The sequence below is a fragment of the Rhodococcus sp. IEGM 1379 genome (assembly GCF_030056815.1).
Classification (GTDB): domain Bacteria; phylum Actinomycetota; class Actinomycetes; order Mycobacteriales; family Mycobacteriaceae; genus Rhodococcus_F.
In genome coordinates this window covers 21,058-46,846 of sequence record NZ_JASHKR010000028.1, presented here as the reverse complement: position 1 = coordinate 46,846, position 25,789 = coordinate 21,058, and the positions used below count along the sequence as shown (strand labels likewise).

General features: G+C 62.1%; 25 protein-coding genes and 4 pseudogenes. 18 read left to right on the top strand and 11 right to left on the bottom strand.

What is annotated here, in order from left to right; translation table 11 throughout:
* Positions 1–266 (bottom strand): YncE family protein (locus tag QM600_RS16720; protein ID WP_502943005.1); only part of this gene is annotated, 266 nt, incomplete at its 3' end.
* 793 nt (positions 267–1,059) lie between these two features.
* Here QM600_RS16720 and QM600_RS16715 point away from each other — a divergent pair.
* Positions 1,060–1,236 carry a hypothetical protein gene (locus QM600_RS16715; RefSeq protein ID WP_283262615.1) on the top strand — a complete coding sequence of 59 codons (177 nt, stop codon included), beginning with the start codon at positions 1,060–1,062 and terminating at the stop codon, positions 1,234–1,236.
* Between the two features lie 101 nt (positions 1,237–1,337).
* On the opposite strand, the gene QM600_RS16710 is transcribed toward QM600_RS16715, so the two are convergent.
* On the bottom strand, positions 1,338–1,607 hold the full coding sequence (locus QM600_RS16710; protein WP_349307271.1) for a hypothetical protein: 270 nt from the start codon (positions 1,605–1,607) through the stop codon (positions 1,338–1,340).
* Positions 1,608–1,659: 52 nt separating this feature from the next.
* Entirely contained in the window at positions 1,660–2,022 is a 363-nt protein-coding gene (locus QM600_RS16705; RefSeq protein ID WP_283262614.1) for a transposase, read from the bottom strand.
* Between the two features lie 9 nt (positions 2,023–2,031).
* Between QM600_RS16705 and QM600_RS16700 the strand changes: the two genes are divergently transcribed.
* The 3 genes from QM600_RS16700 (at position 2,032) to QM600_RS16690 (ending at position 3,704) form a co-directional block, all read left to right on the top strand.
* Positions 2,032–2,250 carry a hypothetical protein gene (locus QM600_RS16700; protein WP_283262613.1) on the top strand — a complete coding sequence of 73 codons (219 nt, stop codon included), beginning with the start codon at positions 2,032–2,034 and terminating at the stop codon, positions 2,248–2,250.
* A gap of 407 nt (positions 2,251–2,657) precedes the next feature.
* Entirely contained in the window at positions 2,658–2,894 is a 237-nt protein-coding gene (locus QM600_RS16695; protein WP_283262612.1) for a hypothetical protein, read from the top strand.
* 207 nt (positions 2,895–3,101) lie between these two features.
* Entirely contained in the window at positions 3,102–3,704 is a 603-nt protein-coding gene (locus tag QM600_RS16690) for a TetR family transcriptional regulator (RefSeq protein WP_283262611.1), read from the top strand.
* Between the two features lie 425 nt (positions 3,705–4,129).
* Here QM600_RS16690 and QM600_RS16685 read toward each other — a convergent pair.
* Positions 4,130–4,835 (bottom strand): annotated as a pseudogene (locus QM600_RS16685) (IS6 family transposase).
* Between the two features lie 403 nt (positions 4,836–5,238).
* Here QM600_RS16685 and QM600_RS16680 point away from each other — a divergent pair.
* The 7 genes and pseudogenes from QM600_RS16680 to QM600_RS16650 all read left to right on the top strand — a co-directional run bounded on the left by QM600_RS16680 (position 5,239) and on the right by QM600_RS16650 (position 11,534).
* Entirely contained in the window at positions 5,239–6,021 is a 783-nt protein-coding gene (locus QM600_RS16680; protein ID WP_283262610.1) for an SDR family oxidoreductase, read from the top strand.
* Positions 6,022–7,265: 1,244 nt separating this feature from the next.
* Complete coding sequence (locus tag QM600_RS16675) at positions 7,266–7,427, top strand: hypothetical protein (protein ID WP_283262609.1); 162 nt, start codon at positions 7,266–7,268, stop codon at positions 7,425–7,427.
* 53 nt (positions 7,428–7,480) lie between these two features.
* Positions 7,481–7,651: a hypothetical protein gene (locus QM600_RS16670; RefSeq protein WP_283262608.1), complete on the top strand. Its 171-nt coding sequence runs from the start codon at positions 7,481–7,483 to the stop codon at positions 7,649–7,651.
* An 841-nt stretch (positions 7,652–8,492) separates the two neighbouring features.
* Positions 8,493–8,852: pseudogene (locus QM600_RS16665) on the top strand (alpha/beta fold hydrolase); the annotation flags it as partial.
* Between the two features lie 396 nt (positions 8,853–9,248).
* Positions 9,249–10,181, top strand: coding sequence for a helix-turn-helix domain-containing protein (locus tag QM600_RS16660; protein WP_283262607.1), 933 nt, complete (start codon positions 9,249–9,251; stop codon positions 10,179–10,181).
* Between the two features lie 78 nt (positions 10,182–10,259).
* The gene (locus QM600_RS16655; protein ID WP_283262606.1) at positions 10,260–10,889 is read left to right on the top strand and encodes a MerR family transcriptional regulator; all 630 of its coding nucleotides are present in this window, start codon (positions 10,260–10,262) and stop codon (positions 10,887–10,889) included.
* Positions 10,890–11,534, top strand: a complete 645-nt coding sequence (locus QM600_RS16650) for an RES family NAD+ phosphorylase (protein WP_283262605.1) — start codon at positions 10,890–10,892, stop codon at positions 11,532–11,534.
* Between the two features lie 166 nt (positions 11,535–11,700).
* Here QM600_RS16650 and QM600_RS16645 read toward each other — a convergent pair whose 3' ends face one another.
* Positions 11,701–11,886: a hypothetical protein gene (locus tag QM600_RS16645; RefSeq protein WP_283262604.1), complete on the bottom strand. Its 186-nt coding sequence runs from the start codon at positions 11,884–11,886 to the stop codon at positions 11,701–11,703.
* A 180-nt stretch (positions 11,887–12,066) separates the two neighbouring features.
* Complete coding sequence (locus tag QM600_RS16640) at positions 12,067–12,342, bottom strand: hypothetical protein (RefSeq protein ID WP_283262603.1); 276 nt, start codon at positions 12,340–12,342, stop codon at positions 12,067–12,069.
* 299 nt (positions 12,343–12,641) lie between these two features.
* On the opposite strand from QM600_RS16640, the gene QM600_RS16635 reads away from it, so the two are divergent.
* The 3 genes and pseudogenes from QM600_RS16635 to QM600_RS16625 all read left to right on the top strand — a co-directional run.
* A complete protein-coding gene (locus QM600_RS16635; RefSeq protein ID WP_283262602.1) occupies positions 12,642–14,510 on the top strand; it encodes an FAD-dependent monooxygenase in 1,869 nt (622 codons plus the stop codon).
* Positions 14,507–15,001 (top strand): MarR family winged helix-turn-helix transcriptional regulator, encoded by a 495-nt coding sequence (locus QM600_RS16630; protein WP_283262601.1) that lies wholly within the window; start codon positions 14,507–14,509, stop codon positions 14,999–15,001. The genes QM600_RS16635 and QM600_RS16630 overlap by 4 nt, the downstream gene beginning before the upstream one ends.
* Before the next feature lie 210 nt (positions 15,002–15,211).
* Positions 15,212–15,481, top strand: a pseudogene (locus QM600_RS16625) (ABC transporter ATP-binding protein); the annotation flags it as partial.
* Positions 15,482–16,226: 745 nt separating this feature from the next.
* On the opposite strand, the pseudogene QM600_RS16620 reads toward QM600_RS16625, so the two are convergent.
* Positions 16,227–17,091, bottom strand: a pseudogene (locus tag QM600_RS16620) (IS110 family RNA-guided transposase); the annotation flags it as partial.
* 329 nt (positions 17,092–17,420) lie between these two features.
* Between QM600_RS16620 and QM600_RS16615 the strand changes: the two are divergent.
* From QM600_RS16615 to QM600_RS16600, 4 genes are all read left to right on the top strand, one after another.
* Entirely contained in the window at positions 17,421–18,722 is a 1,302-nt protein-coding gene (locus QM600_RS16615; RefSeq protein ID WP_283262598.1) for an MFS transporter, read from the top strand.
* Positions 18,719–19,186, top strand: coding sequence for a MarR family winged helix-turn-helix transcriptional regulator (locus QM600_RS16610; RefSeq protein WP_283262597.1), 468 nt, complete (start codon positions 18,719–18,721; stop codon positions 19,184–19,186). Before QM600_RS16615 ends, QM600_RS16610 begins: the two co-directional genes overlap by 4 nt.
* 101 nt (positions 19,187–19,287) lie before the next feature.
* Positions 19,288–20,694 carry a purine-cytosine permease family protein gene (locus QM600_RS16605; RefSeq protein ID WP_283262596.1) on the top strand — a complete coding sequence of 469 codons (1,407 nt, stop codon included), beginning with the start codon at positions 19,288–19,290 and terminating at the stop codon, positions 20,692–20,694.
* Between the two features lie 15 nt (positions 20,695–20,709).
* Entirely contained in the window at positions 20,710–21,390 is a 681-nt protein-coding gene (locus QM600_RS16600) for a cysteine hydrolase family protein (protein ID WP_283262595.1), read from the top strand.
* A gap of 552 nt (positions 21,391–21,942) precedes the next feature.
* Here QM600_RS16600 and QM600_RS16595 read toward each other — a convergent pair.
* Genes QM600_RS16595 through QM600_RS16580 form a run of 4 tightly spaced genes read right to left on the bottom strand, consistent with a single transcriptional unit; the run spans position 21,943 to position 25,616 of the window.
* Positions 21,943–22,608, bottom strand: coding sequence for a response regulator (locus QM600_RS16595; protein WP_283262594.1), 666 nt, complete (start codon positions 22,606–22,608; stop codon positions 21,943–21,945).
* Positions 22,609–22,612: 4 nt separating this feature from the next.
* The gene (locus QM600_RS16590) at positions 22,613–23,788 is read right to left on the bottom strand and encodes a sensor histidine kinase (RefSeq protein WP_283262592.1); all 1,176 of its coding nucleotides are present in this window, start codon (positions 23,786–23,788) and stop codon (positions 22,613–22,615) included.
* A 56-nt stretch (positions 23,789–23,844) separates the two neighbouring features.
* Positions 23,845–24,690 (bottom strand): ABC transporter permease, encoded by an 846-nt coding sequence (locus QM600_RS16585; protein ID WP_283262591.1) that lies wholly within the window; start codon positions 24,688–24,690, stop codon positions 23,845–23,847.
* Positions 24,687–25,616, bottom strand: a complete 930-nt coding sequence (locus QM600_RS16580; RefSeq protein WP_283262590.1) for an ABC transporter ATP-binding protein — start codon at positions 25,614–25,616, stop codon at positions 24,687–24,689. The genes QM600_RS16585 and QM600_RS16580 overlap by 4 nt, the downstream gene beginning before the upstream one ends.
* Positions 25,617–25,789: the final 173 nt, after the last annotated feature.

The following is a 25,789-nucleotide window of genomic DNA, read 5'->3' as shown; positions in this document are numbered from 1 at the left end:
GGGATGGTTCCGGTGGCTGTGTTGGTGGCGGTCTCGATCACCGACACCGAGGCGCTGTCGTAGTTGGTGATGTAGGCGCGGGCTCCGTCGGGGGTGATCGCCACGCTGAACGGAGTCGTGCCGACCGGGATTGTGGCGGTGACGGTGTCTGCGGAGGCCGGTCCTGCTCCGGCGGCGAGGGTGGTGAGTGCGATCGCGGCGGCGCCGATGCCCGCGAGGAGTCGGCTTCGCCGGGTCTGCGACGTCGACCGGTACATGGTGGCCATAAAAGGGTGTCCTTCCGGGGGTCCGCACCTCGGGGGCGCGTAGCAGTCACACGGGAGGGGTGGCTACCACACCAGAACATAATGGACATCCGTCACGACATGGGCCCGTATCGGGGTGGAAGCCTGGTGTCGGCTTCTCCGGTGGTAGTGGAAGCTGCGGTGTGTTTCGCTGATCTGCGCTGTATCTCGACACTGTGCCGGATCGGCTGACGGGGCGAGATCAGGGTGCCGGGAGACTGTCGGCGTCCCGTTCGGTGCGCGCCGATTCGATGTTCGTGTACAGGGCTGATTGCTTCAAACTTGTTTTTCGGCAGAGTGTTTCGATTGTGAACTGCCCGGTCTCGTAGGTGTGCGGCAGGGACGCACGCTCTTCCGGGGTGAGTGTGTGTTGATGGCTTTTCGTCGTGCCGGCCGCCGCCGACGAGTTACCGGCATGGACTACGGCGGTCACGGGATTCGGAGGTATGTTTCTCTACTGCGGATGCAGTACGAGCTGTCGGTGAAGTCAGTGGCCCGGGGTACGTGCGGGGTGAGGGGAATGTTGGTGAGGGGAATGTTCTTGTCACTTACGCGGCCACCCAATGTCGAAGCGAGGACCGGGGCTCCGGTTGCGTGTCTTTCGGTGTGTCGCCGACGACAAATGGGGGTCTTCGCGTTTCGCTGTGTGTGTGGGTGGTGCTGCTGGAGGTCAGGTCGTCGAGTCCAGGCTGCCGAGTGGCCCGGTGTCGGCCTCGTCGGTGTCGCACATCGGCCGGTCGGCAAGACAACGAACAGGGCGATTCACCCGCCAGGTATGTCCGTCGATGACAGCGCGATCGTTGGCGGCCTGACGGCGGCGACACAGTCGAACCCACGGAACGTCTCACGGCTCCTCGATAGCGAAAATCCTTCCGGCCGCGGCGATCACGACGACCTCGATGTCGAGCGTGCGCCGAGATCCGCCGAACCCGGATACGACGTGACGAACTGACCAAGGGAGGGGATCGGTGAGACCGGTCCCCAAATGAGCGTTGCCCTCCACTCACGAGGATGACTGCTCCCGAAAGCTGGACTGAGAGGGCGTCCGGATACTCATGAGATTCGTGCAAGTCGTCGAGTCATGAGGCAGATCATGGCGATGTGCACCATGGCTTCGTGGTGGTCGGGTCTGGTTTCGTAGTCGCGGACGCAGCGACGGTGCTTGTTGATCCAGGCGAAGGTCCGCTCGACGACCCAGACCCGGGGCCGGACGTGGAATCCGGTACTGCCGGGGATGCGTTTGACGATTTGAATCTGAAGGGCGACAACCTGGTTCGCCCAGCCGATCAGACGACCGGGGTAGCCTCCGTCGGCCCATACCAGCCGGATCGTGGAGAACGCGTCACGCAGACGCGCCAGTAGCCGGAACGCGGCATCACGGCCGGGGGATCGACGCGGCGGTAACCACCACGACCAGCAGCAGCCCGGTCACATCCACCGCGATGTGTCGTTTGCGCCCATTCGTCCGTTTCCCGCCGTCCCATCCGCGGCTGGATCGGGGCACCGTGTCGGCTGCGGGCAGGGTCTGCGGGTCGATGACCGCCGCGGTCGGGCATCGATCTCGTCCGGCCCGCACCCGCAGTCGGTCGCGCAGCGGGTCATGGATGCGCCGCCACACCCCGGCTCGCACCCAGCGGGTGAACACGTCGTAGACGGTGGTCGGAGGCGGGAACTCTGCGGGCAGTTGGCGCCACGCGATACCACCCCGCACCAGGTACAGGAGGGCATCCAGGATCATTCGGCGGCAATGCTTTTCGGGCCGGCGCCGCGACCCGCCGCGTTACCAGGCGGCGGTAGCAACGGTTCCAGCATCGTCCACTGCGCGTCGGTCAGCGACGAGGACGAATACGCCGTGCAGCGATGCCCGCGCGACGGATGGGGCGGGCACGACGAACACAACGAGATCAGCAATGACGACATTGGTGGGCTCCTGGGTACGGGCAGCGAATCGACATCACTGACCTGATATGTAGGAACCTTCCACACCACCCATCGCCATCGTAAGTTCCCGGACGCACTCTGAGAGGGAGCGGCCACGACTCGACGGAGTTTCGGACCCGGTCGGCCGCGATACCGAAGTCAGAGCCTGGCTGGTGATCCGGTCAGGACGGCGCGGCGGCGACGGGGGCCGTGACTTCGACCGTCATTGCCGACGCAGTAATCGGTGAGTGTGTTGTTGCCGGCCGTGATGGGCCGGTGGGAGAAAGCTTTTTTAGGTTCTCACCCATCCCGGTGCGCTCGGGCTACGAATGCCACATGGAATCTAGCCGTACCCTGCGGCCACATAGGTGCCGCGGAATCGACGAGGAAGAGTGACGGTCATATGAGGGCACTGTTCAGCAGCGACGCGAGCACAAAGCGGAAAGCGCTCGGATGACTCCCGGTGATCATCGCCGCCAGTCCGCGGCCCTCGCCGTCTACCTCGCTCAATTCGATCTCACACCTGCACACGGCGACGACGCCCCGACGTATGCCGACCTTCCAGGTCCCGAACGCGCCCAACGACATAACGATCAGCTCCGAGCTATCGGGTGGGCACAAGCCGACGCCCTCACCGAGGAGGAAGTACAGACGCTCAGGGAGCTGCGGTGGCTGTACGGATTCCCCTGAACATCGACACGACGTGTGATAGCCCAACCGACGAGGAGGATCAGAGCCTGCCCAGGATCTGCCTGTACTGCGCACCGCCGGAGGCTTCCTCGAACTTTTGTAACGTCAACTCTTACCGGTGGACGGGTCTTCGAGGATGACGACCTCAAGCGGTCCGCAGCCGGGAGCCGACCTCAGATTGGTAGTTCATGACCATCAGCGCTCTGCATGACATCGCCTGCACTATCGATACGGCCCCGGGTACGAGAGGCGGCCGCACATTTCACCTCGGTCGGGTATGCGGCGGCGTCGGTCAGCGATATCGTCACCGATTCCCGAATTACCAAGGGTGCAATGTATTTTCATTTCTCGTCGAAGAAGGCTGTGGCGCAGTATCTGGTGCGGGTGTGGTGTGAGGTTCTCGTCGAGACGATTACCACCGCTACCGCTATCAGCGATGACGTCGTCGGTGGAAGGTCGGCCCACCGTCAGCTTGTGGCGGTCTTTCGGGAGTTGGCGTGGTACGTGGAAACCGATCCTCGGGTGCGGGCAGGATTGCTGCTGAGTTTCGAGAGCGATGTCGACGAAAACGCCCGCGTGTATCGGGCGTGGGCGAGTGCGGTCACGGTCATCGTCGAGCACGCCATTCCTCTCAGGGACCTGGCCACCACCACCATCACGCCGGTGGGGCTGGGGGAGAGCTTGTGCTCCGCGTTCGTGGGAGCGGTGCAGGTGGCGACCAGTCTCGGTGAGCCCGAGTCGATTGGCCGCCGTGTACAGGATCTGTTGGCGCTCTGGCTCGATACCACCGGCTCCCGGTCGCTGGACTGATGCCGTGCCACGCCGCGGGATTGACATCGCGAAGGGGCACCGAGTACTTGAAGATACCGGGTTTACCGAGATTGAACGTCTTTGCCAGGTCCGCAGTGGAGTGTTCACGCCGAGCGTGCAGGTCGTGGAGTTTCACGTGCTGCTGTGCGCCGAGGAGGGTGTGCGTCCGGTGAAGCCGCCGGCAGCTTCGCGGCGGGCGGTGCCTTCCAGGGCAGAATCCGCCTGACGGCATTTCGTCCTTTTTCGTGTGCATCGGGAATCTCGGGGCGAGGCGGAGCGGTCCGACCAGTGGCGGTCATTCTTGAGGAGTGGCACTGGAGTGGGCCGAACGATCCTGCACAATCTCGACGGCACTGTCACGTTAGTCGAAAAGCCTAGCAGCGACGCCTGTTTGGGACAGTCTTTACAGGACACCGCCCTGCCGTTCACTTGCAGGCGGCGGCGTCGGTCGAGGTGACTTCTTGCCAGACAGCGAAGCGGCCGGCCATCTCGGTACGCCATTCGGGCGCCGAGAGTCTATGCCGGTTGGGCCGGAAATGCGGTGAGATGCCCGAGAAGGTGGACAGGAATCGTTGCGCGTGCCCAGGCGATGTGAACCGTTTCATCGCCCGCTCGCGCTGCCTGGTGGGTTGATGCGAGTTCTCGGCCCGGTTGCTGAAAGTACTTGGATTGGCGATGCTCGACCGAGGCCAGCATCTCGCGGTGGGCGACCTGGTAGCTGGCGAGCTTGTCGGTGACGATCACCCGCGGCACATAGTGCAAGCCCTTGAGCAGCTTACGGAAGAATCGCTTGGCTGCGTTGCCGTTTCGTCGTGACTGGACCAGTACGTCGAGCACGTTGCCGTGCTGGTCGACCGCCCGCCACAGGTAATGCAGGGTGCCGTTAATTTTGATGAAGACCTCATCGAGGTACTACTTGTCACCGGGTTGTGGGCGTCGTCGGCGCAGCTGGTTGGCGTAGGCCTGCCCGAACTTGGCGCACCACCGCCGGATCGTCTCGTAGCTCACCACTACGCCGCGTTCGAGCATAAGTTCCTCAACTTCGCGGAAGCTGAGCGGGAACCGGAAGTACAACCACACGCAGTGGTTGATGATCTCGACCGGGTAGCGGTGGCCTTTGTACGACAGCATTGGGGTGGTCACGCCTCATTCTCCCAGCTTGCTGGGTTCAACAACGTGACAGTGCCCGTGGGCGGGCATCAACTCCTCGGCGTCGCGCAAGTTCGAGGTGAACTGGTTAGCCGCACGGAGTGCGTGATTATCTGCGCCCGATAGCGGTGCTGTGTATACAGCGACCGCGTCGCATCCACCCGCGTCTCGTCTCCACGACTGATCCGGCGATCATCGCTGATTCACGGCCCAGTTAAGGCTCAGTTAAGTTGACGAGGCCCTGCAACAGCCGTTTTCCAAGTCCTGATCCGCGGCCGGCGGCCGGAGTCCGGATTCGATGGCACCGCAGGAATAGATCGGCTAAGTATGCGTTTGCACAATTGCCGGTGGGATTACTGCTGGTATCACCGAGAGGAAACGCAACATGCAGAAGTTTGAAGGCAAGTCAGTCATCATCACCGGTGCTGGCTCCGGGCTGGGACGCGCAGCGGCTGTCGAGATCGCCAAGGAAAAGGGCAAGCTGGCCCTCGTGGACCTGAACGAAGCCGGGCTGCAGGAGACCGAGCGGGAAATACGGGAAGTTGCGCCCGACGCCCAGGTCATTTCCCTGACGGCTAACGTCGCCAACGAGTCCGAGGTCGAAAACTACGTCGCCGAGACCCTCAAGCACTTCGGGACGATCGACGGGTTCTTCAACAACGCCGGCATCGAAGGCAAGCAAAACCCTACCGAGGACTTCGGGTCGGACGAGTTCGCCAAGGTCATCAACATCAACCTCACCGGCGTCTTCTATGGGCTCAAGCACGTCCTGAAAGTGATGCGCGAGCAAGGCAGCGGCGCCGTCGTCAACACCGCCTCCGTTGGCGGCATCCGCGGCGTCGGCAACCAGTCCGGGTACTCGGCAGCCAAGCACGGCGTGGTGGGACTGACCCGCAACTCGGCCATCGAATACGGCCAGTACGGCATTCAGATCAACGCCATCGCGCCGGGCGCCATTATGACTCCGATGGTCGAAGGCTCGCTCAAGCAGATCGACCCCGAGAACTGGGAAGAAGTTGGCAAGTCCTTCGTCGAGCCGAACCCGATGAAGCGCTTCGGCAAGCCCCGGGAGGTCGCCCATCTGGTCGCCTTCCTGCTTTCCGGTGATGCCGGATTCATCAACGCGGCGGTCATCCCAATCGATGGCGGCCAGTCCTACAAGTACTGAGTTCCACCAGTGGCTGATTTTGTGAACGACGGACGAAAACTGGTTCTGGCCCACTTTCCGTGATGGCTCACCTGCGTTGTGTGTCGTTCCGGCAGGAGTGGAAGTCGACGGGAGATGATCGTTCTGGTGTTCTGAGAACTGTTGTGACCTGCGTGTAAATCGATTCGGTCGATGTGACCGCAGGTGGAGTCCGCATTCAGGCGTCGCTGTTGTCGACTTCGGCGCACTGTCCGACATGTGGTGTTTCGTCGAAACGGGTGCAGAGCCGTTACGAACACACGCTCGCAGATGCGGCAATCGGAAACCAGCCCAGTCGATACGTAGCGCGCACGCCGCTGCTACGCGAAATCCTCGAGAAGATCGAAAGTTCCGGCGCCGTCGAAGGCCACGTGAACCGCATCAGTCTGTGGAATCTGAATTGTCAAGGACATCCGGTTCTGCGCTGGTTGACCGAAACGATCGGAAGCAATGTCGCGGTGGCCGGAACACTGATCTCACGCGGCGTGGCACCGGTCGGAGTCGGGACGTGGATCAGCCGCTCCAGGAGATTGCCGAGAGCACTCTACCCATCATCGACGGCTGCGTGCTCGTCGTCATTGAGTGCGATGGCAGCGAGCATACGCTGGAAGATTGTCTTTGGCCTCCAAAAGTTGGTCTTTACCAGATGTCTTGGGGGCGTGGAAGTTACAGTGTGCGCACGCCATCCTGTGTGGGCATTGTTCGAAGAAGGGGTAGGTGCAATAACGGTGCTCGAGACCGTAGATATGGACGCGGCTGGCGTCGATCGTCCGGGGAGCCCGACCGGGATCGGTCGACGATCACAGCCACCCGGTCGCCTGCACATGCCGACCCAGCACCGGCCCTTGTCCTCCAACACCACTGTTCCGCCCGAGTCATCTCCCCAACTCCATGGTCAACCCCCGCGCAGACATGATCATCCTCACGGCCAGATTTCGCGTAACTATCAAGATGCTCAAACGGCAAATGTGCGGACGGGTCAATCTCGACTGCCCCGTATGCGTGTTATTTACGCCGTATGGCCCAGTGGCACAACATAATCACGGAAAGTGCGCCAGATCCGCTTTTTTCATGGCCACGGACACGGTGCGGCGAGACTGACGGATCGACGCTGCAACGGCGATGCGCGCGAAATAGCGGGATCGATGTTTGAAGAACCTGGCCCCTCGGTCATCTGCTCACCGGAGTCGACGGTGCGCGCACGGGGTTTTCGCAGGAGTCGTACAGTGGAATACAGCGCCGGTGAGTTTCTCGACCCGGTCGGACTCGGCACACCAGGTGCTCGTGTCGATGATGTCCAGTACCTGATCAGTGCGCACGGGCGCCCTGACGTGGATCGTCGACTGTCTCGTGCGGACTTGTACCGGCCGGACCGAGGACCGGTGTGAATCGTGGGTGTAGCTGCGTGTCACATGTAATACGACAAAGATATGGGAGCACTGTGAACAGTAGGCATGACGGTAGCGAACTGCTCTTCTACGACCCGCAAGCGGAGGTCGGCCAGGCGGAAACCAGGTCGGATGGGGCACCGGTCGGTGCCATCACTGCCCTCGCCAATCCTGAGAGCAAGACCGGCGAGGAAATTCACCGTGCACTCTTCAGCGCGCAGTAGCCGTTGTCTGTAGCGTTTCCGAAAATCGTAGTCCGAGTGGAAAATCGGGCATGATCTGGTGTGGTGGTCTCCGTGACTAGGTGACGATCTTTCGATCCCGCACGGCCGGTACCCGCTGCTGATAGTGGGGTCGATGTGCGTGGGTGAGCAATGCCGACACGCCCGCGGACCGTCTTCGCGTCGGCCGAGTCCGGGAATTTTTACTCACCAATGCCGACAAGATTGAGGCCGTGTTCGCGGTGGCGATTTGCGGTCGGCAACTCGACAATAAGGTAAAGATTAAGTAATGTCGGTGTGTGTCGCGCGGTACGCGAGTGGGACGCGGAAGAATTGCTCGAGAGTTCCGGCACGTACCGGGAAGGGGTGTTGATGACTGATGTGACGACACTGACCGACGGGGAACTTTGCGAACGCTGCATGGCCCTCGAAGTGTCGTATGGTGTTGCCCTGCAACTTGTCCCGACACCGTCTGACATTTTTTTCGCACGACTGCGTAGCGATATCGATGCGTGCGACGTCGAGCGGAAGTTACGAGGAAGCCGCCATGTGGAAGCCGGTTCGACGGCGAAGTAGTGATCGGTGCTTCGAGGCACCGCGGCGTGCGCGCAATGTGACACTTGATCTGTGAACACTGACTACTTACTTCCGGCGGCGAGGTAGGAAAGTGCTTTCCCTTGCCGGCCAGCTCAACCATGCCCAAGCACGGCATCGGCACGTTCTTTGTGCTGTGCCGCAGGAACATTGCGCGTGGGAGTGCCTCGGATCCCCGCGGGCCCTGGTAGATTCCCGGCACACCGACATGGTGCTGGGAAACTCGCCCGCCATCGGCCACACTCGGTGTATGGCAAAGATCGTGAGATACGACAGTGTGTCGATAGAGGTCACGGTGCAGGGTTCCGGTACTCCGGTGATGTTGCTGCCGTCGCTGGGCCGCGACTCGTACGAGTTCGATGCAGTAGCGGAAGGTCTTGTCCGGGAAGTATTTCTGGTTCTGCGCCCGCATCCGCGTGGTATCGGCGCGAGCTCGGGGCCGATGAACGGGCTCACCGTGCACGATTTCGCGCGCGACGCCGCCGCTGTCATCGAGCACGTCGGCGTCGGCCCGGTGGTCGTTGCCGGCCATGCGTTCGGGCATTATGTCGCCCGCATGCTCGCTGCGGATCGTCCGGACCTGGTGCGCGGTGTTGTCGTGGTTGCGGCTTCTTGAACCAGTGAGCGTGCGCGAGCTGCTCGGCGTCGTTTCGCCCTCACCCAATGTCACGCTTGCACCTGCGCAGCGATGAGGCTGTCTAACACATCCGCTTCTGCACGCCGACGGAGACAAATGCGTCGAGCTGCAGTTGCGTGTCCTGACTTGGGCGTCCTCACTCGGGTGTAGCTGTGACTCTCGGAATTATTTGGCACGGTGAGGCTCGTCAGGCGAGGTGAAGTGCCGGTACACGGTCTAGATGCCGTGGATAGTTATGCACTAATTCAGATGTCTCTCTCCCATTCGGTTTTGGTGCATTGATGGGTGAGACAGTCCCAGATTCGGTCTTGGTCTCAACAGGTCAACGCATCACTACCGGTGAGATGATGCGTGATCGTGGAGGCATGGATGGGCAGCAAGGCACTCGGATTCACCGTGGAGCAAGAGAACCTGATCTGGGATCTGCATCGCCGTGGAGAATCGCTAGGAGAAATCGAGCGGGTCCTCGGAGTAACGATGCCTCGAATTCGTCGTTTCCTGCGTGAGTCCGGTGGTATCCGACTGGTCCCAGGAACGCGACGGGCCGGCCACATCACAGCAGGTGAGCGAGAAGAAGTTTCCCGTGGAATCGCCGCCTGCGACAGCGCTCGGACGATCGCCGAGTCACTCGGAAGATCACCGTCCACGATTGCACGTGATTTCGCCCGCAACGGAGGGCGGGAGAACTACGGGGCGGTCGAGGCGGATGCAGCGGCGTATGTCCGCGCTCGCCGCCCCAAATTATCGATCCTGTGCGCTCCGCCGATTTTGCGGGAAACCGTCACGGAAAAGCTCCATGAGCAGTGGTCACCGCAGCAGATCGCCGTCTGGCTTTGGCGTGAGTACCCGGACGATCCGCAGATGCGGGCTTCGCACGAGACGATCTACCGTTGCCTCTACATACCGTCGCGGAAAGTGGTCGACAGCAATGTATTTCACGAGCTGCGTACCGATCGGCCGATTCGAAGATCTCGCGGGAAGAAACGCTCCCACGGCCGGGGGCGGATACGGACTATGGTTGATCACCTACCTGAGCCGGCTACCTGCTCATCTGCGTCGGTCGCTGACCTGGGATCGACCGCAGGATTTCGCCGACCTGCCGACCTGCCGACCTGCCGACCTGCCGACCTGCCGACCTGCCGACCTGCCGACTTGCCGACTTGCCGACTTGCGGTCTTCTCGGTCATCACTCTGTCGTCCGCGGCGCCGAAGTTGGCCGAGAGGAACGGCAACGCGAGGACGGGTTCGTGCACGTCAACACCGTCACCATCGAGCGCCGAGTACGTGTGCGCGGACCACTGAGGCCGCAGGACAGTGGCTGTCACCCTCCCCGCGAGCTATCATTGATTTACGGGCGAAAATCAACGAAAGGATATGGAGATGTCGGACGCAGCAACCAGCAGCACCAAAGACCGCTTCATGCACGGCGACCTCCCCTTCGAAGACGCACTGAAAGAGGTCACCGGTACCGAACTCGACCGAAGTCACCTCTGGCACATACTCGAAGGTCTCGCCTCCGAACGCAGCGCCACCGCACCAGTCCTCTCTGCTCACGATGCGCAGATTCTCGACAAGGCCGGGTTCGTCGCTGATCCGTTGGCAGCGGCATCAGCGCGGGTAGACCGCGATATCCGCATGCAGAACCTGGTGCACGCCTCACTCTCCATCCCGGAGGCCGCAGAGCGACTCGGCGTCACGCCGGCGCGGATCCGCCAAATCCTCGCCGAACACAAGCTGTGGGCCTTCACCTCTGGCCGGAACCGGTTGCTTCCGCCTGCCCAGTTCACATCCGCCGGTCAGGTACCTCATCTCGACCAGATCGTTTCGCTCCTTGAGGTCGACATGCATCCGCTGTCCGTGCAGGCGCTGCTCACGACGCCGCAGCAGTCGCTGATCGTCGAGGGTGAGCCGGTGTCGATCGTGGCGTGGCTGACCGGGTGCGCCGGAACCGAGGACGATATCAGTCAGGCCGCCGATGTGATCACTGCGGCGCAGTGGGAGTCCGCGTAGATGGCGGTGATGTTGCCTGCGCCACCGTCGATCGAGGACCTCCGCGATGCGGGAATTCTTCCCGACGAGGTGATCGAGTGGTCACCTAGCGAGGTGGTCTGGCGGGTGCACCGCACCACCGGCCCTCACGTCCTTGCCTGGAACGGACTTCGCACCTTCGGGCCGGTCCTTCGGTTCGATCACCATCCGCTCCCTCCGGGCGATCGGACAAAATACGGAATCTGGTACGGCGCAAGCAATCCCCGTGGCGCCCTGGCCGAAGCATTCCAATCCTCACGCGTCATCGACCGGCGGCACTGCGAACCGTTCCTCACTGGCGTGAAGTTCGTGAGGTCACTGCGCCTTCTCGATGTGTCCGGAATCGGCACCGGAGTGTGGGCAACCCGTGTCGGTGGGAATCACGCACTCGATTCAGCGGCGCATCGCCGAACTCAGCACTGGGCCAGGACGATTCACCGTTCCCATGACGGTCTGGACGGAATCATCTACCGGGGCCGGTATGCCGGGACCGTGTGTATGGCATTGTTCGAGCGTGCCTCCGACGCGTTCCCCGCTCTCCCGGAGTTCTCGCAGCCGTTGAGTCATCCGGCGTTGGCTGACCGTATTTACACCGCGGCGCACGAGCTTGGCTACGCGATCATTTGACGCGTGTGCTTTGGAGCGTCGCGGACGTGGACCGTGCCAGCCGTCGGAATTTTTCGCTGATTCGTGTCTGGTCGACGCGTGGCCTGTGAACTCGTCAGGGTGGTGCCCAGAAATTGTCACGTACCTCTGCCATGATCTGGCTACATCGCGTCATTATCGGGTCCAGTCATGTCTTGGATTGTTCGTCGCTGGGTGGCGCGGGGATGACGGTGTTTCGGGGTGAGTGGGTGACTCGTGTTTCGAGTCGGCGGACGCCGACTGCGGCTCGCCGGAGTTGATAGCGGGCGATTTGGTAGTAGCGATCGGGATCGGTCAGCTCGGTACCACTTGCCACCGTTTCGGATTGATTCATGTTGTTGCGCAGAAACGTTCGAGGCACTTCCCATCGTCAGGGTCGTCGATGATGCGGAAAATCCGGGGACCGTCGAACTGGGAACTGTCCTTGACTGCACTCCTGACGGACAGTCCACTGTGGAAGATCAGCCCCTTCAACTCACACGGGCCGGTGCCGACGGCACCTCTCCACTCGGCTCTATCGGTTGAGGTGGTCGGCGAGTCGACTGATCGGGCGTGTGTCGATGCTCAGATTCGTCGACTGGTGTTCTCCGGTGATGTGTACGCCGGCGCTGGCACGGACATGGGCGTCGCCGTCGATGGCGACGGTGGTGGTGTCGAAGGCTTCGACGTGCGCAAATTCGTAGGCGCCCACGCGGGCGTGGTGGGCGCCATGGAGGAAGCATCGTCCGGCGGCGGTGATGGTTCCGCCGGCGACGTCGGTGCAGGTTTGTCTTCGGGCCGATCCAGGCAAGACCTGATCCAGGCCGAATCATCAAGGCCCTCAATTGACTTGACAGTGGAAAACCGAGGGCGGGTTGTGCGGCGTCGATGGGTCCGGTCGCGCGGTCGGCGCGTTGACTCTGGCGATCCTGAGTTCTCGTTTCCTTCAGCACGGGGCGCTACGTGGACGGCCTCGACACCGCCGCCGAATTGGTCAGGCAGGGTCATCCGGCGCAGACGGAGTGAACGGGCAGCGTCATGGTCGAGTGCTTGCATAATCGTTGGGGTACGTACTATATGGGGTGAATCACGCCACACAAAGGAGCAGACATGCAGTACTACCGAGACGGATTCCATGCCGGTGACCCTCGATGGACACCCGATCGGTCGTCGGAGGTTGTCGCCGACGCAGAGGACGTGGACGTATTGATCGTCGGATCGGGACCCGCCGGGTTGGTGCTAGCTGCGACACTGGCCCGCTTTCCGTCGATCCGCACGCGGGTAGTCGAACGTCGGGACGGTCCGATGCAATTGGGGCAGGCTGACGGTGTCGCGTGCCGCACGATCGAGATGTTTCAGGCCCTCGGGCTGGCGAGTCGACTGCTCGAGGAAGCGTACTGGGTCAACGAGACGTCGTTCTGGAGCCCCGACCCCGAGAACCCCGCGAGCATCATTCGGACGGGACGCGTGCAAGATGTCGAGGACGGCCTCAGCGAGATGCCGCACGTCATCATGAATCAAGCTCGGATCCACGAGTACCTGCTCGACTCGATGCGTCACTCGCCGACACGACTCGAGCCCGACTACGGACTCGAACTGGTCGATCTCGCAGTACCTCTTGACGACAGTCCGGTCGTCGCCACGTTGAAGAACGCGGCGACAGGGGAGACGAGCACGTGTCGCGCACGCTACGTGGTGGGCTGCGATGGATCCCGTAGCCGCGTTCGTGATGCGATAGGCCGCTCCCTAGACGGTGATCGCGCTAACCATGCGTGGGGCGTGATGGATATCCTTGCCGTCACGGACTTCCCGGACATTCGCCTCAAGGCCGCGATCCAGTCGGGCGAGCACGGGAGCATCCTGCTGATCCCTCGCGAAGGCGGTTACCTCCTCCGTCTCTACGTCGACCTCGGCACGGTGACCGACAACCGCCAGGCGATCCGTGCCATGAGCGCCGAAGATGTAGTGGCAGTGGCTCAACGGGTCCTGCACCCCTACACCCTTGATGTTCGGAAGACGGTCTGGTTCTCGGTGTACGAAGTAGCGCAACGCATCGCCGACGGATTCGACGATGCAGTCGGCCGGGATCGCTTGCCGCGCGTCTTCATTACTGGAGACGCCTGCCACACCCACAGCGCCAAGGCAGGGCAGGGCATGAATGTCTCGATGCAGGACGCGTTCAATCTTTCTTGGAAACTCGCCGCAGTGCTCGAAGGCCGAGCGGAGCCCTCGCTTCTGCAGACCTACGACGACGAACGACGCCCGGTCGCGCAGGAACTGATCGATTTCGATCGAGAGTGGTCGACGATGCTCGCGGCGACCCCCACGGGCGCGTCTGTTGCGGACAGTGCCGAGACCTTGGCGGACTACTTCGTCAGACAGGGCCGATACACCGCTGGTGTCGCCACGCGCTATCCCGCGTCGCGACTCATCGACACGGGTGAAAAACAGTTCGCAGCAGCAGGATTCACAGTCGGTCTGCGATTTCACTCGGCGCCGGTCACCCGCGTGTCCGACTGCAGGCGAGTCGAGTTGGGTCATACCGCGACCGCGGATGGTCGCTGGCGCCTGTACGCCTTCGCCGACGCGGACGAGTCGGCCTGGCGGGCGACGTTGGACTGGCTGGTCTCGGCACCGGACTCGCCGATCGTGGCACACTCAGACTCCGGTGCGGACGTCGATGCGGTGGTCGATGTTCGCGGCATCGTCCAGAGTTCCGCTCGCGACATCACGTTCGGTAGTCTCCCTGAGATCATGCGCCCGCCGACCGGCAAACTCGGACTCGTCGACCACGAGAAGGTATTCGCGGCCAGAACGTCGGCAGGCTCGCAGGAACCCGACATCTTCGACGTGCGGGGGGTCGATCGCAGCACGGGAGCGCTCGTGCTCGTGCGTCCCGACCAGTACGTTGCGCAGGTCCTGCCACTCCACGACAGGGCCGAACTGAACGCCTTTCTCTCCGGCATCATGGCTCGATGACCTCCGACCAGGAACAGCTCGTAGACGCGGTCCCGGCACCCGAGCAGTACATCGGGCACCTGCTCCGCCGCGTGCAACAGGTTCATCTGGCCGCGTGGACTCGGGACGTCTCGATCGAGGTGACCAGCGTGCAGTTTGCCGCGATGTCGGTGCTCGCGCGGAATCCGGGTGCGTCGCAGGCCGCACTCGGCAAAGCTCTCGACCTCGATCGCTCCACCATCGCGGACATGGTTCGCCGCATGGCCGCGCGTGAGCTGCTGACGCGCACGAGAAGCACCGACGACAGTCGCCGGTACGTCCTTCACCTGACAACCCGTGGACGCCGTCTGCTCGACGATCTGCGACCGCGCGTCGAAGGGTTGGAACCGGTCCTGACAGCGGGCCTCGACACGATGGAAGCGGCGCAGTTGCGCCGCTTCCTTCGTGCTGTTCTCGCGAGTGCCGCCGCCGTGGGCCTGCTCGCTGGTGCCACGCCCGACACCCCCGACTGATGCGACTCACAGTGTTCCTGGGCCCGGAGCGGCCGTGGGCAGTACCAACCGCGGTTCAGGCATTCCTTCTGAAGTCGATGTTGAATGATTAGGGATGTCCGTTGGCGCTGTCATCCCTAATAAGAGCTACGGGTCCATCCCTAATAAGAGCTACGGGTCACCGGTCGATGCGCCAGACTGGTGTCCGGTAGCCGGCCAGCGAGAGAGCATGAGCGGGCGTTGGTGGACGCGGGTCACCATGCAGGCGGTGTCGAGGATGTCGAGGGCATTGTTGCGCAGATGAAGGCGACGCCGGGCAATCCGGAGCGCCGTGCGGTTCGCCGTCGGCAGGAGCGGGTCCGGCAGATTATGCATACACTTCCGGCAAACGCACAGGCAGCGATCCAGGAAAGTCTGGACGGAGACGGACTTGTTGCCGACTTCGATTCCGCGACCGAGGAACTCGAAACTATCAAGGTCCGGGATTGGAGCACTCCGTGAGAGTGCTCGATCGACTATTGGTCTGAGCTTGTCTTTAACCTGAGCTGTGGAGGGGGAGACCGAGGCGGCGCTCAGGACCTGGTTGACGCGACGGTCGGTGTGAGCACCGCGAGCCCGCCGGATACCGAGTCGAGCACGGCGGTCGGGGTGGTGGCGAGCGGCGCGATCTGCCTGGTGAGCGTACTGGCAGCGGCCGCGCAGCCCAGACCCCGGTCCGCATAGCGGGATTCGGTCAGGCCGACAATTTTCTACCGGCGGCCAAGCGTGATCCGATCGAGTTCGCGGGCACCGTTACGGCGTGGCAACGGGCGCTCGACATGGCCGGCGCCGGGTGTTGTCATCCCTGTAGGAGCGGGGCCTTGTCAAGGGTGGTGTTTTACGGGGTTTCGGCTCCATGCGGGCAGCGCTGGGTGAGGGCCGGGGGTCAAGGCACAGCGCCCGCAGCGTCAGCGAGGACGAATGGTCGTGATGGTCGCCCGGCCCGGCGCAGACTGGTAGGAGCCTGAGAACGTCGAGGGCCAGAATCGCGATTCGATGTCTGTATGTGGTTGTGGTGCAACGTCTCCAGCGTTGGTGTGGGGTTGGGCAGGGCCGAGCTACCTCGGCTGCCGGCCATCCCTTCGCCAGGCCGGGGGCGGGCATGGAGCGATACGACGAAGCAACACGCGGGGTCAATCACGTTGGCGACCACGCCGTTCGGGGGTCAGACAATGCAGCGGCCGCGCACGTGTTGCGCCCGGGGTGCTCACGCCGCCCCACTGCGGGTCAGTGCGCGGATATGCCCGTCGCGCAGCCCGTAATAGACGAGGGTGAGCAGTTTTCGAGCCGCGGCAATCTTCGTGATGTTCTTGCCACGACGAGCTTCGATCCGGATCCGATCGGCAGCGATCTTGGCGGTGGTCTTACGTTGAATCGCCTCCACCGTGGCCCAGCGGACGAGTTTGCTGCCTTGTTTGGTGATATGCCCGCGGTGCACAACGGCGTCTGACTCGTAGTGGCGCGGTGTCAACCCGGCCCACGAGCACAACCCCTCCGGGCCGGCGAACCGGGTGACGTCGCCGATTTCGGCAACAAATATCGCTGCCAGGATCGGCCCGACCCCGGGCAACGCCTGGATCGCCCGATAACCGTCGTGTTCCCGCAACTGCTCGGAAATCCGGCCGGCGAACACGGCTTCCTCGGCGTCGAGTACGTCGATCAGGTGCAGCAACGACGCCACGCGCTGCGCGTACGGACCTGCCAGCGGGGTCTTCTGCAGCTGTTGACGTCCTTCGACGCCGAACAGGTCCGACGCCGCAATCAACAACCCGGCCTTGCCGAGCACAGCGTGCACCTGCGCCTTGAACCCCGAACGTATCGCCACCAACTTCGCGCGGTAGCGCACCAATTCCCGCAGCTCCCGCACCGGCGGTGGGGCGATCCACGCCTCGGGGAGGCGGTGCATCCGCAGCAGATCCGCCAAATCGCTGGCGTCGCGCACGTCGTTCTTGACCCCTCCGGTATCGGAATCCTTTGACACCCAACGGATGTGCCAGATGCACGTTCGCGCCTGCTGCCTGCAGGGTATCGGCCGCCCAGTACCAGCCGTAGGTGGCCTCGAGCACCACCTTGCGGGTGCAGTGCCATCGATGTGGCGACTCGTAACATCGCCTACGAGATGGATCGCGACCCGTCTGCGGGACATCAGGCCATCGGTCTCGCCTGTGCGTCGAACACGCCGACGCTTCCTGCATGGCTCAGAAGCATTTTCGTACGTGCCGCTGCCCGTTGATTTCGGAGCTCGGGAGGGTGTTCGGTGAGCTGACAACTCGATAGCCTGTTGGACTTCACCTCCAGGTCACGTCTGTCGTCAGGCTTCGGATCGACCATGCGCTATTTGTATGTATGCTAACAATCAATAAATAATTCGTTCAGTTGTCGATGGGATCATGGGATCGTCATGTCACAGTCGTCGATGCTCGAACACTCGGAGTTGCCGCGGGTTCCGCAGGTTCGGCGGTGGGGCTACGCGCTATTGATCATGGTTCTGGCGGCAGTGAACCTGCGTGCTGGCGTCACGGTGGTGGGGCCGTTGGTCGGACTGATCGAGGACGATCTGGGCATCGGCTCGGTCGGCGTAGCGTTGCTGATCAGCCTTCCGCTGGTCTGTTTCGGCATCTTCTCTCCGCTTGTCCCGAGACTGTGTGCGGGGCGGAGCATGGAGGCTGTGATAGCCGTTGCTCTTGGGGTGATCTGCCTTGGCGCCGGCGTCCGTTCGCTGAATTCCGATGTCGCTCTGTGGTGCGGAACGGTCGCGCTGGGAGCGGGTATCGCCGTCCTGAACGTCGTCATGCCTGCGCTGTTGAAACGGGACTTTCCGGACCATGTCGCCGTCATCACGGGTGTCTACATGTCAGCGCAGGCGATGGCCGCAGCACTCTCGACGTCGACCGCAGTGCCAATCGCCGAGGCGACGGACGCTGGGTGGCGACTTGCGCTCGGCGTGTGGGCGATCCCGCCGATGGTCGGCATCGCGGTCCTGGCTCCGCGGATCCTTCGGAAGCGCAAGTCGGTTTCGCCGCGCGTCGGCGAGGCGAACCTGGTGGAGCCTGGGTGGTCGCCGTGGACGTCGGCGCGCTGTTGGCAGGTGGCCGTGTTCATGGGAGCGCAGTCGACGGTTTACTACGTAATCCTCACGTCATGGCCGACTCTCGAAGTGGCGGCCGGAATCGATCGCACGACGGCTGGTCTTCATCAAGGCATCATGCAGGTCAGTAGCATTGTCGGGTTGTTACTGTGGTCGTGGGTCTTGCGACGGATGCCGCGTGACCAGCGCATTCTTGCCTGGTCGGCGTCGTTGACGGTCGTCGCCCTCGGTCTGGTTGTGGTGTGCCCGGAGCAGATCCTGATCTGGAACATAGTAATCGGAGCGACGACGGGCGGGGCGCTGGTCCATGCGTTGGCGCTGTTCGGACTGCGTACACAAAACCCGGCCTATGCGATGGAGATTTCGTCTATGGCGCAGTCGTTCGGGTACTTCGTCGCAGCGTGTGGGCCGCTACTTGCAGGTTTCCTCCTGAGTGCGACCCCCAGCGGGCGTAGTGTGCTCGCGTTCATCGGTGTACTGCTGGTAATTCAGATCGTGGCCGCTCACGCAGCCAGTCGTCCCGGACTCGTTGGAAGGGAAATTTCCCGAAAACAGCCGGGTAACACGACGGCGGTAGCATTCTCGGGTCATGTCGGCGACGGAGAGGCATCATGAGCCAGGGGACAGAAGAAGTCGCGGCAAAGGGTTATGTCCTCGACGACAACATCGGCTATCTGCTGCGTCGTTGCTACCAGGAAAGTACGGCGTTGTTCAGCGGGAGTGCACCGGTATCGCTGTCGGCGCCCCGGTTTGCTGCTCTCGTGCGATTAGTGGAGCGTGGTCCGCTGTCGCAGAACCGACTTGGGCGATTGATCTCGGCTGACGCAGCCACGATCAAGGGCATCGTGGGGTGTCTTCGTGAACTCGGAGCGGTCGAGGTTTCCCGCGATCCACATGACAAGCGGCAGCGACTGGTGTCGGTTACCGATCATGGCCGCCAGTTGCACGCCGCGGGGGTCGTGGCATCGCAGGATACGGCCGCAGACCTGCTTGCAGGCCTCTCTGATGGGGAGGCGAAGATGTTTGTCGAACTTCTGCAGAAGGTCGCAGGGCGTAGGTCGGCGTCCGGAGAAATGTAACCCTGATGCAACATGGCGGATATTGTTTGCATACATACAATAACGATCATTAGATCGCAGCACGGGACAGCCGTGCGGCTTCCTGATGATCGGACAAGAACATGACTACACAGATGCCAGCTGACGCATCGTTTGTGGACTCTCGGCATGCCGAAGAGGATTTCGCCAGGACTAGGGTTCCGGAGGACGCGAAGCGCGGTGCCGGGCCGATCGTCAGTGTCCTTATCGGATTCGTGACCGCCTTCTTCTTTCCGCTCGTCGGCGGCCTCTACCTGACGACGAGTGGCGCGGCCGCGACATGGATCGCCCTGGTCATCTCGTTCGTCATCCTGATCGTTCTTGCACTCATCGTCTCGCGCACCGCATCTCGTGAAGGATTGACATCCGAACTACTCACTCGTGGAGCGGGATTCGGATCCATCGGCTCGGTACTGACAACCGTCATCTACGCCGGAACCTTCATCATTTACGCCGGCACGGAGGGGCAGATCCTCGCCAGCTCCGTCGATCAGCTCTGGGATCTGCCCGACCAGATCTGGTACATCGTCGTTGCCGCGATCTTCCTACCGATGGCATGGAAGGGCATCAGTTCGATGACGAAGATCCTCACCTGGACCATTCCGATCTACCTCGTGTTGCTTGTGACCGCGATCGTGGTCGTGTGGAACCGCAACGACGGCATGCCTTCCGGCATGTTCACGGCAATGCCTGAAGGTGCGGTCGGTGGTGTCGTCGGAGTTGTTGCCGTAATCGCCGGACTCGCCGGAACCGTGGGAATCAATCCCTTCGAAGCCTCGGACTACAACCGCTTCATCCGAGCCGATGAGTTCAAGCGTAAGGCGCTTCTCACCGTCGTCCTTCCTTACGCGCTCCTGTTCTTCGTTGCCATGCCGCTTGGTATGTACTTCACCCTCGCGACCGGCAGCTTCGACCCCGCGATTTATTTCGTCGGCATTCTCGGACTCGTCCCCGGCGTACTCCTGGCCTGGGTGTCACAGATCCGCGTGAACCTCACGAACTTGCATATCAGCTCGATCTCCCTCACTTCCGGCTCGGAGGCCCTCGGTGCTCATTCGCTCGGCCGCCGAACCTGGCTTGTCCTCACCACCCTCGCAGCGCTCGCATTGATGTGGTTCGACGTACTGGGTAATTTGAGCGTCTTCCTCGAATGGACCGGCATCTTCCTGCTTTCGTGGGTCGCTTGCGTGGTTGCCGATATCGTCGTCGTTCGAGGCGGAATGAAGATTGTCACCGGACCAATCGAGTACCGCAGTAACCACATTCGCCGTTTCAATCCTGTCGGGATCAGCGGCCTGCTCGCGGGAACTGTTGTTGCCTCACTGATTTGGCTCATCTCCGACCACTCCATCCTGCACGGGCTATCCGCCTACATCGGTTTCGTCGTTGCTTTTGTCGTGCACACCGCCGTAGCCATTGCAACCAAGGGGCGCACGTACTTTGCCGATCCCGCGGATCCGCGAATCGCCTGCAACCGCGCCGACGCCTGATAGAACGGAAATCACATGCACAACAATGTCATCGACCCGGTTATCCGCGCGCGCTACACCGCCATGAAGGGCGGACGCGAGTTCGCCTACGACACTCTCGATCCCGCTCGCACCGCTCACCTCGTCATCGACATGCAAAATGGCTTCGTCGAGGACGGCGCACTCCTAGCGGTAACTGAAGCTCGAAATATCGTCGCGAACATCAACGCTGTGAGTGAAGCGGTTCGTTCCCATGGCGGAACGAACATCTTCTTCCGCTTCACGACCACGTCAACTAACGATTGGTCGTCGTACTTCGAAAAGTTTCAGAGCACAGAGTTCGGCCGCGCTGAAGTGGCCGAGTTCAGGTCCGGTACCCACAACTGGGAACTGCACCCGGACATCGACGTGGCCGACAACGATATCGTTCTGGACAAAATACGATTCAGTGCATTCGCTACCGGGTCGTCGAGCGCCATGGCGATACTCGCCGATCGCGGCATCGACACGGTCATCGTCTCCGGCACCTTGACCGACTGTTGCTGCGCTACCACCGCGCAGGACGCCCACCAGCTCGGATTTCGTGTGGTCTTTCTCGACGACGCCACCGCCGCGCTCAGCGATAACGAACACAATGCCGCGATCAATACCCTTGCCGCATGGTTCGCGGATATCCGACATTCGGAACACGTGGTGAGCCTTATCGGTGGCGCTTGAACGGTAGCAATCGGCACTACCGCCCGAAGTAGTGTCCCAAGTTGATTTGAGGCCCCATGACACACCCGAGGTTGGTCAAAGTAACACGGTGTGTCCCGCTAATTTGCGTTGCATCTCGACAAACGCGGCTTCGTTGCGGACCCACCCGGGTGGGCCAGCTGAGCAACAGTCGATCAGCGACGACGGGGCCCTACTCCGGGGTTGTGCGAGCAACGCGGACCCGTCAGGGTGTTCGCGCAGCAGACGGCCCAGCTCGGGATCGATGGTGTCGAGTCGAACAGGGCGAGATTCTGTGGCAAGACCTCCGAGATGCGGACGAACGACCCGGCACCGTCTATTGAGCCTGAACTTCACGGAGACGCGCGGCCTCCGTACGAATTCACGGAGACGCGCGGCCTCCGTACGAATTACAGTGACCGGCCACTCGATCGCCTCCAGAGCCCCCGCAGCCTGCCCCTGCTCACTTCGGGGTGGGACGGGCAGGGCGACTGATAGGAGCTGATCGGGGTTAATCCCGGAGCAGGTCCCCATCGGATCCCCTCTTCGGCCAGATCACTGACCAACGAGACCGAGTTCGTAGGCTCGGATCACCGCTTCGACGCGGTTACGAAGGCTGAGCTTGAAGAACACTCGGCCCACGTTCGCCTTGACGGTCGACTCGCTCAGGTAGAGCGCCGCGGCGATCTCGCTGTTCGTCTCACCGCGCGCGATAAGTACGAAGATCTCGCGTTCTCGTGCAGTCAATTCGGATAACGCCGCGTCGGCGTTGACGGTCCGAAGTACACCGAGGTGCGGGGCTGCAACTTCAATGAGCTTCGCGGTGATCCGCGGTGATACGACCGCGTCACCAGAGTGGACGGCGTGAATCGCCGTGACGAGATCACCCGGGCGTGTGTCCTTCAACAAAAATCCAGACGCACCGGCGCCGAGTGCAGCGAAAGCGTACTCGTCGAGATCGTAGGTCGTGAGAACCAGAATGCGGATGTCCGGACGGAGACCTGTGATTCGTTTCGTCGCCTCGATCCCGCTGATGCCAGGCATGCGGACATCCATCAGCACAACGTCGGGGTGAAGCCGGTCGACAGCTCCGAGTGCTTGCGCTCCGTCAGCTGCTTCGCCGACGACGGTAATCCCCGGCTGAGCTTCGAGAAGCAGCCTGAAGCCGTAGCGGACGAGTTCCTGGTCGTCGACGAGAAGTACTCGGATATCGTTGCCCACAGCTCTAACGCTCTCCCCGTCGCAGTCGTGCGAAGACACGCCATCCGCCGTCTTCTTGAGGTCCGGCCTCGATGATGCCGGCGTAGAGCGCCACCCGCTCCCTCATCCCGGGAATGCCCCGCCCCCCACTCGAGGTCGAGGACACAGTCGATCCCACATCTCGAACGAGGATAGTCACTTCGTCCGTCATCCACGCTACCGTGACCGTTGTCGATCTCACCCGCCGAGCGTGGCGCAGCACGTTCGTCAGCGATTCCTGCACGATTCGATAGACAGTGAGGCCGAGACCCGGGTCTACGGACGGGGTCCCCGTCACCACAAGGTGCACCGGGAGGCCTGCTGCTACGCACTCGGCCACGAGCGATATCAGCTGCGACGCATCAGGTTGCGGCGCATACTGTGCGGCTGCACTCCCGTTCTCTCCGCGCACCGCCCCGAGCAGGCGGCGCACTTCTCCGAGCGTGCTGCGACCGGTCTCGGCCACGCGGGCGATCGCCTTCTTTGCCTCTTCTGGTCGTTCTCCGATCGCAGCGTGCGCGCCATCGGAGATCGCGATGATGACTGAGAGGCTGTGTGCGATTACATCGTGCATTTCTCGCGCTATGCGCTCACGTTCGAGGCCCTTCGCGATCTCCGCCTGCTGGTCGCGTTCGCGTGCGAGCCGCTCGGCCCGGTCGACCAGCTCACCGATATGACGCCGGCGGTGCCCCACGTTCATTCCGAACAATGTCGCGATCAGGAGGGCGACGGCGATGACAAAATAGAAGTTGGCCCAGTCCAACAAGGTATCTCGGGGAAGCGGCGGCGGCGCTACGCCCAAGATTGGGGGGCCGATTCTTCCCCGAATACAGAGCGCGAACGCGCCAAGTGCCCCGAACACCATCGCAACACCGAAATAGAGCCCGGCGCCCAATGCACTGCGGCGAACGCCGGCGGTGTATACCGCGAACACGGCAAGTATCGTCTCGGCTCCCGAACCGACAGCCAAAGAAAGCACAGACAGCACCATCGCGCCTACAAAGGCCAGCAGCGGATACCGACGCCGCCAGGCCAGGACTGCGAGGCCACAGAGACCCAGCGCGACCATCGCCCACAGCGGGGTGACGTACGGAGGTTCGATCGAGAGCACCGCCAGGAGAACGGCGAATATTCCGTACATCGCCGGGATCAGGGCATCCATGAGCCAGAGGCGTCGGCGGCGAGGGTGGTGGGGGCTGGGATCGGCTTGCGAGAGAATTAGGCGTCCCTCCGACGAATCAGGACGGCTCCGAGTATGAGGAAGACACCGGCCCAGAGAGTTGCGACGGTCCAACCGGCAGCCGCGCTGACATATCCGTTTGCGAGATCTACGAACACTCCGTCGGCATTAGCGACGCCGGCCATGGCGTCGCCGGCCTTCGACATTGTGAGGAGGTGAAGGTTTCTGACCAGTGATGACGCTGGGAGCACGGACAGGACGATCGGAAGCAGAAGAATCGCTGAGATAACAGTTGCGACCCCGGCCGCGACAGAACGCACCAAAGTCCCGATACCCAAACCGAGGGCAGCCGAAAGACCGACGTACACGGCTCCGCCGATGAGGGCGAACACCACGCCGGGAGCTTCCAGTCCGATCTCGACGTCGAAGGCTGCAAACATCGGGTGTGTTATTGCCCAGGAACCGAACATCGCGATGAGGGCGGTTGCCGTCACGGTGAGGAAGAGCACGACTGCTTTCGCAACAAGCACGGTCACCCGCGACGGGACGGCGATCAGCGTCGATTGAATTGTTCCGCTCGAATATTCGCCGCTGATCGCGAGCACTCCGAGAACTCCGGCAATGAGTTGCCCGAACAGGATCGTTCCGATCGTGACCTGGTCGAGCATGAAACCTATCGAGGGCCCATCAGGCAATCCGGCATCTTGCACGGTTAAACCTAACGCGACACTCACGCCGAGTCCGAACACGACGATCGCGATCAAGAGGCAGACTGTCGAACGAAGACTCGTGAATTTGATGAGCTCCGAACGTACGACGTGGGTGAAGCTCAGGCGATCGTGACCCTTTACAGAGGTAGTGCGCTGTCTCTTGAACGCGTTCATCCGTCCGCTCCTGTCCGCATTGCGATTGATGAGCGGTATTCGACTTCTCCGGCGGTGAGTGCAAGATAGGCATCTTCGAGGGAACCTTTCAGCGATGCGACCTCATGCAGGACGATGCCGGCTTTGGACGCAGCCATTGCAACCTGTTCAGCGGTCAGACCCGAAATCTCGATGGCACCATCGGACAGTATCGAGACGACGATGCCAGGTCCCGCGATCGTTGCCATCAGGCGTTCTGGCTCCCGTGTGCGGACGCGGGTCACCGAACGGGTAGCCCCCGAGATGACATCGTCGATGGGGTCGTCGGCCAGGATCCTGCCACGTCCGATCACGATGAGCCGGTCTGCGGTCAGTGCCATCTCGCTCATGAGGTGCGAGGACAGCAGCACGGTGCGCCCCTCTGCGGCCAGGCTTCGCATGAGCGTCCTCACCCATCGAACTCCCTCGGGATCAAGACCATTTACCGGTTCGTCGAGAATGATCGTTGCTGGATCGCCGATCAGGGCAGTGGCGATACCCAGTCGTTGACCCATCCCGAGTGAGAACCCCCCGATGCGTTTTCCGGCGACGGAGTCGAGGCCCGCCAGGCCGATGACCTCGCGAACTCGGGAAGCACCGATACCATGCGTTGCCGCGATCGAGAGCAGGTGCTTGTAGGCCGTGCGTCCCCGATGAGCGGCCTTCGCATCGAGCAGCACGCCGACCTCTCTCAGCGGCGCACAGTGTTCATGGTAAGGACGTCCGTTCACTTCGACCCTGCCATCGGTCGGCCGGTCGAGACCGACGATCATCCTCATCGTCGTGGACTTACCCGCCCCATTCGGGCCGAGGAATCCTGTCACCTGACCTGGTCTAACCGTGAAGTCGATCGAGTCGACGGCGACCTTGTTGCCGTAGCGCTTCGTGAGCGCCTCTGCTGTGATCATGATCCTGCCTTTCGCATACCGAAAAGGCTAGGCAGGTTTCACCACATGCACAGCGGACTACGGTCCCGTCTGTACCTTGGTCAGCAGTACCTGGGTACTGCGGGAAAACCGCGGTAGCCGAACCGTGCCATCCATGATCGGCGGCGGTCGCATCCACATCCCCTTGCGGGTCC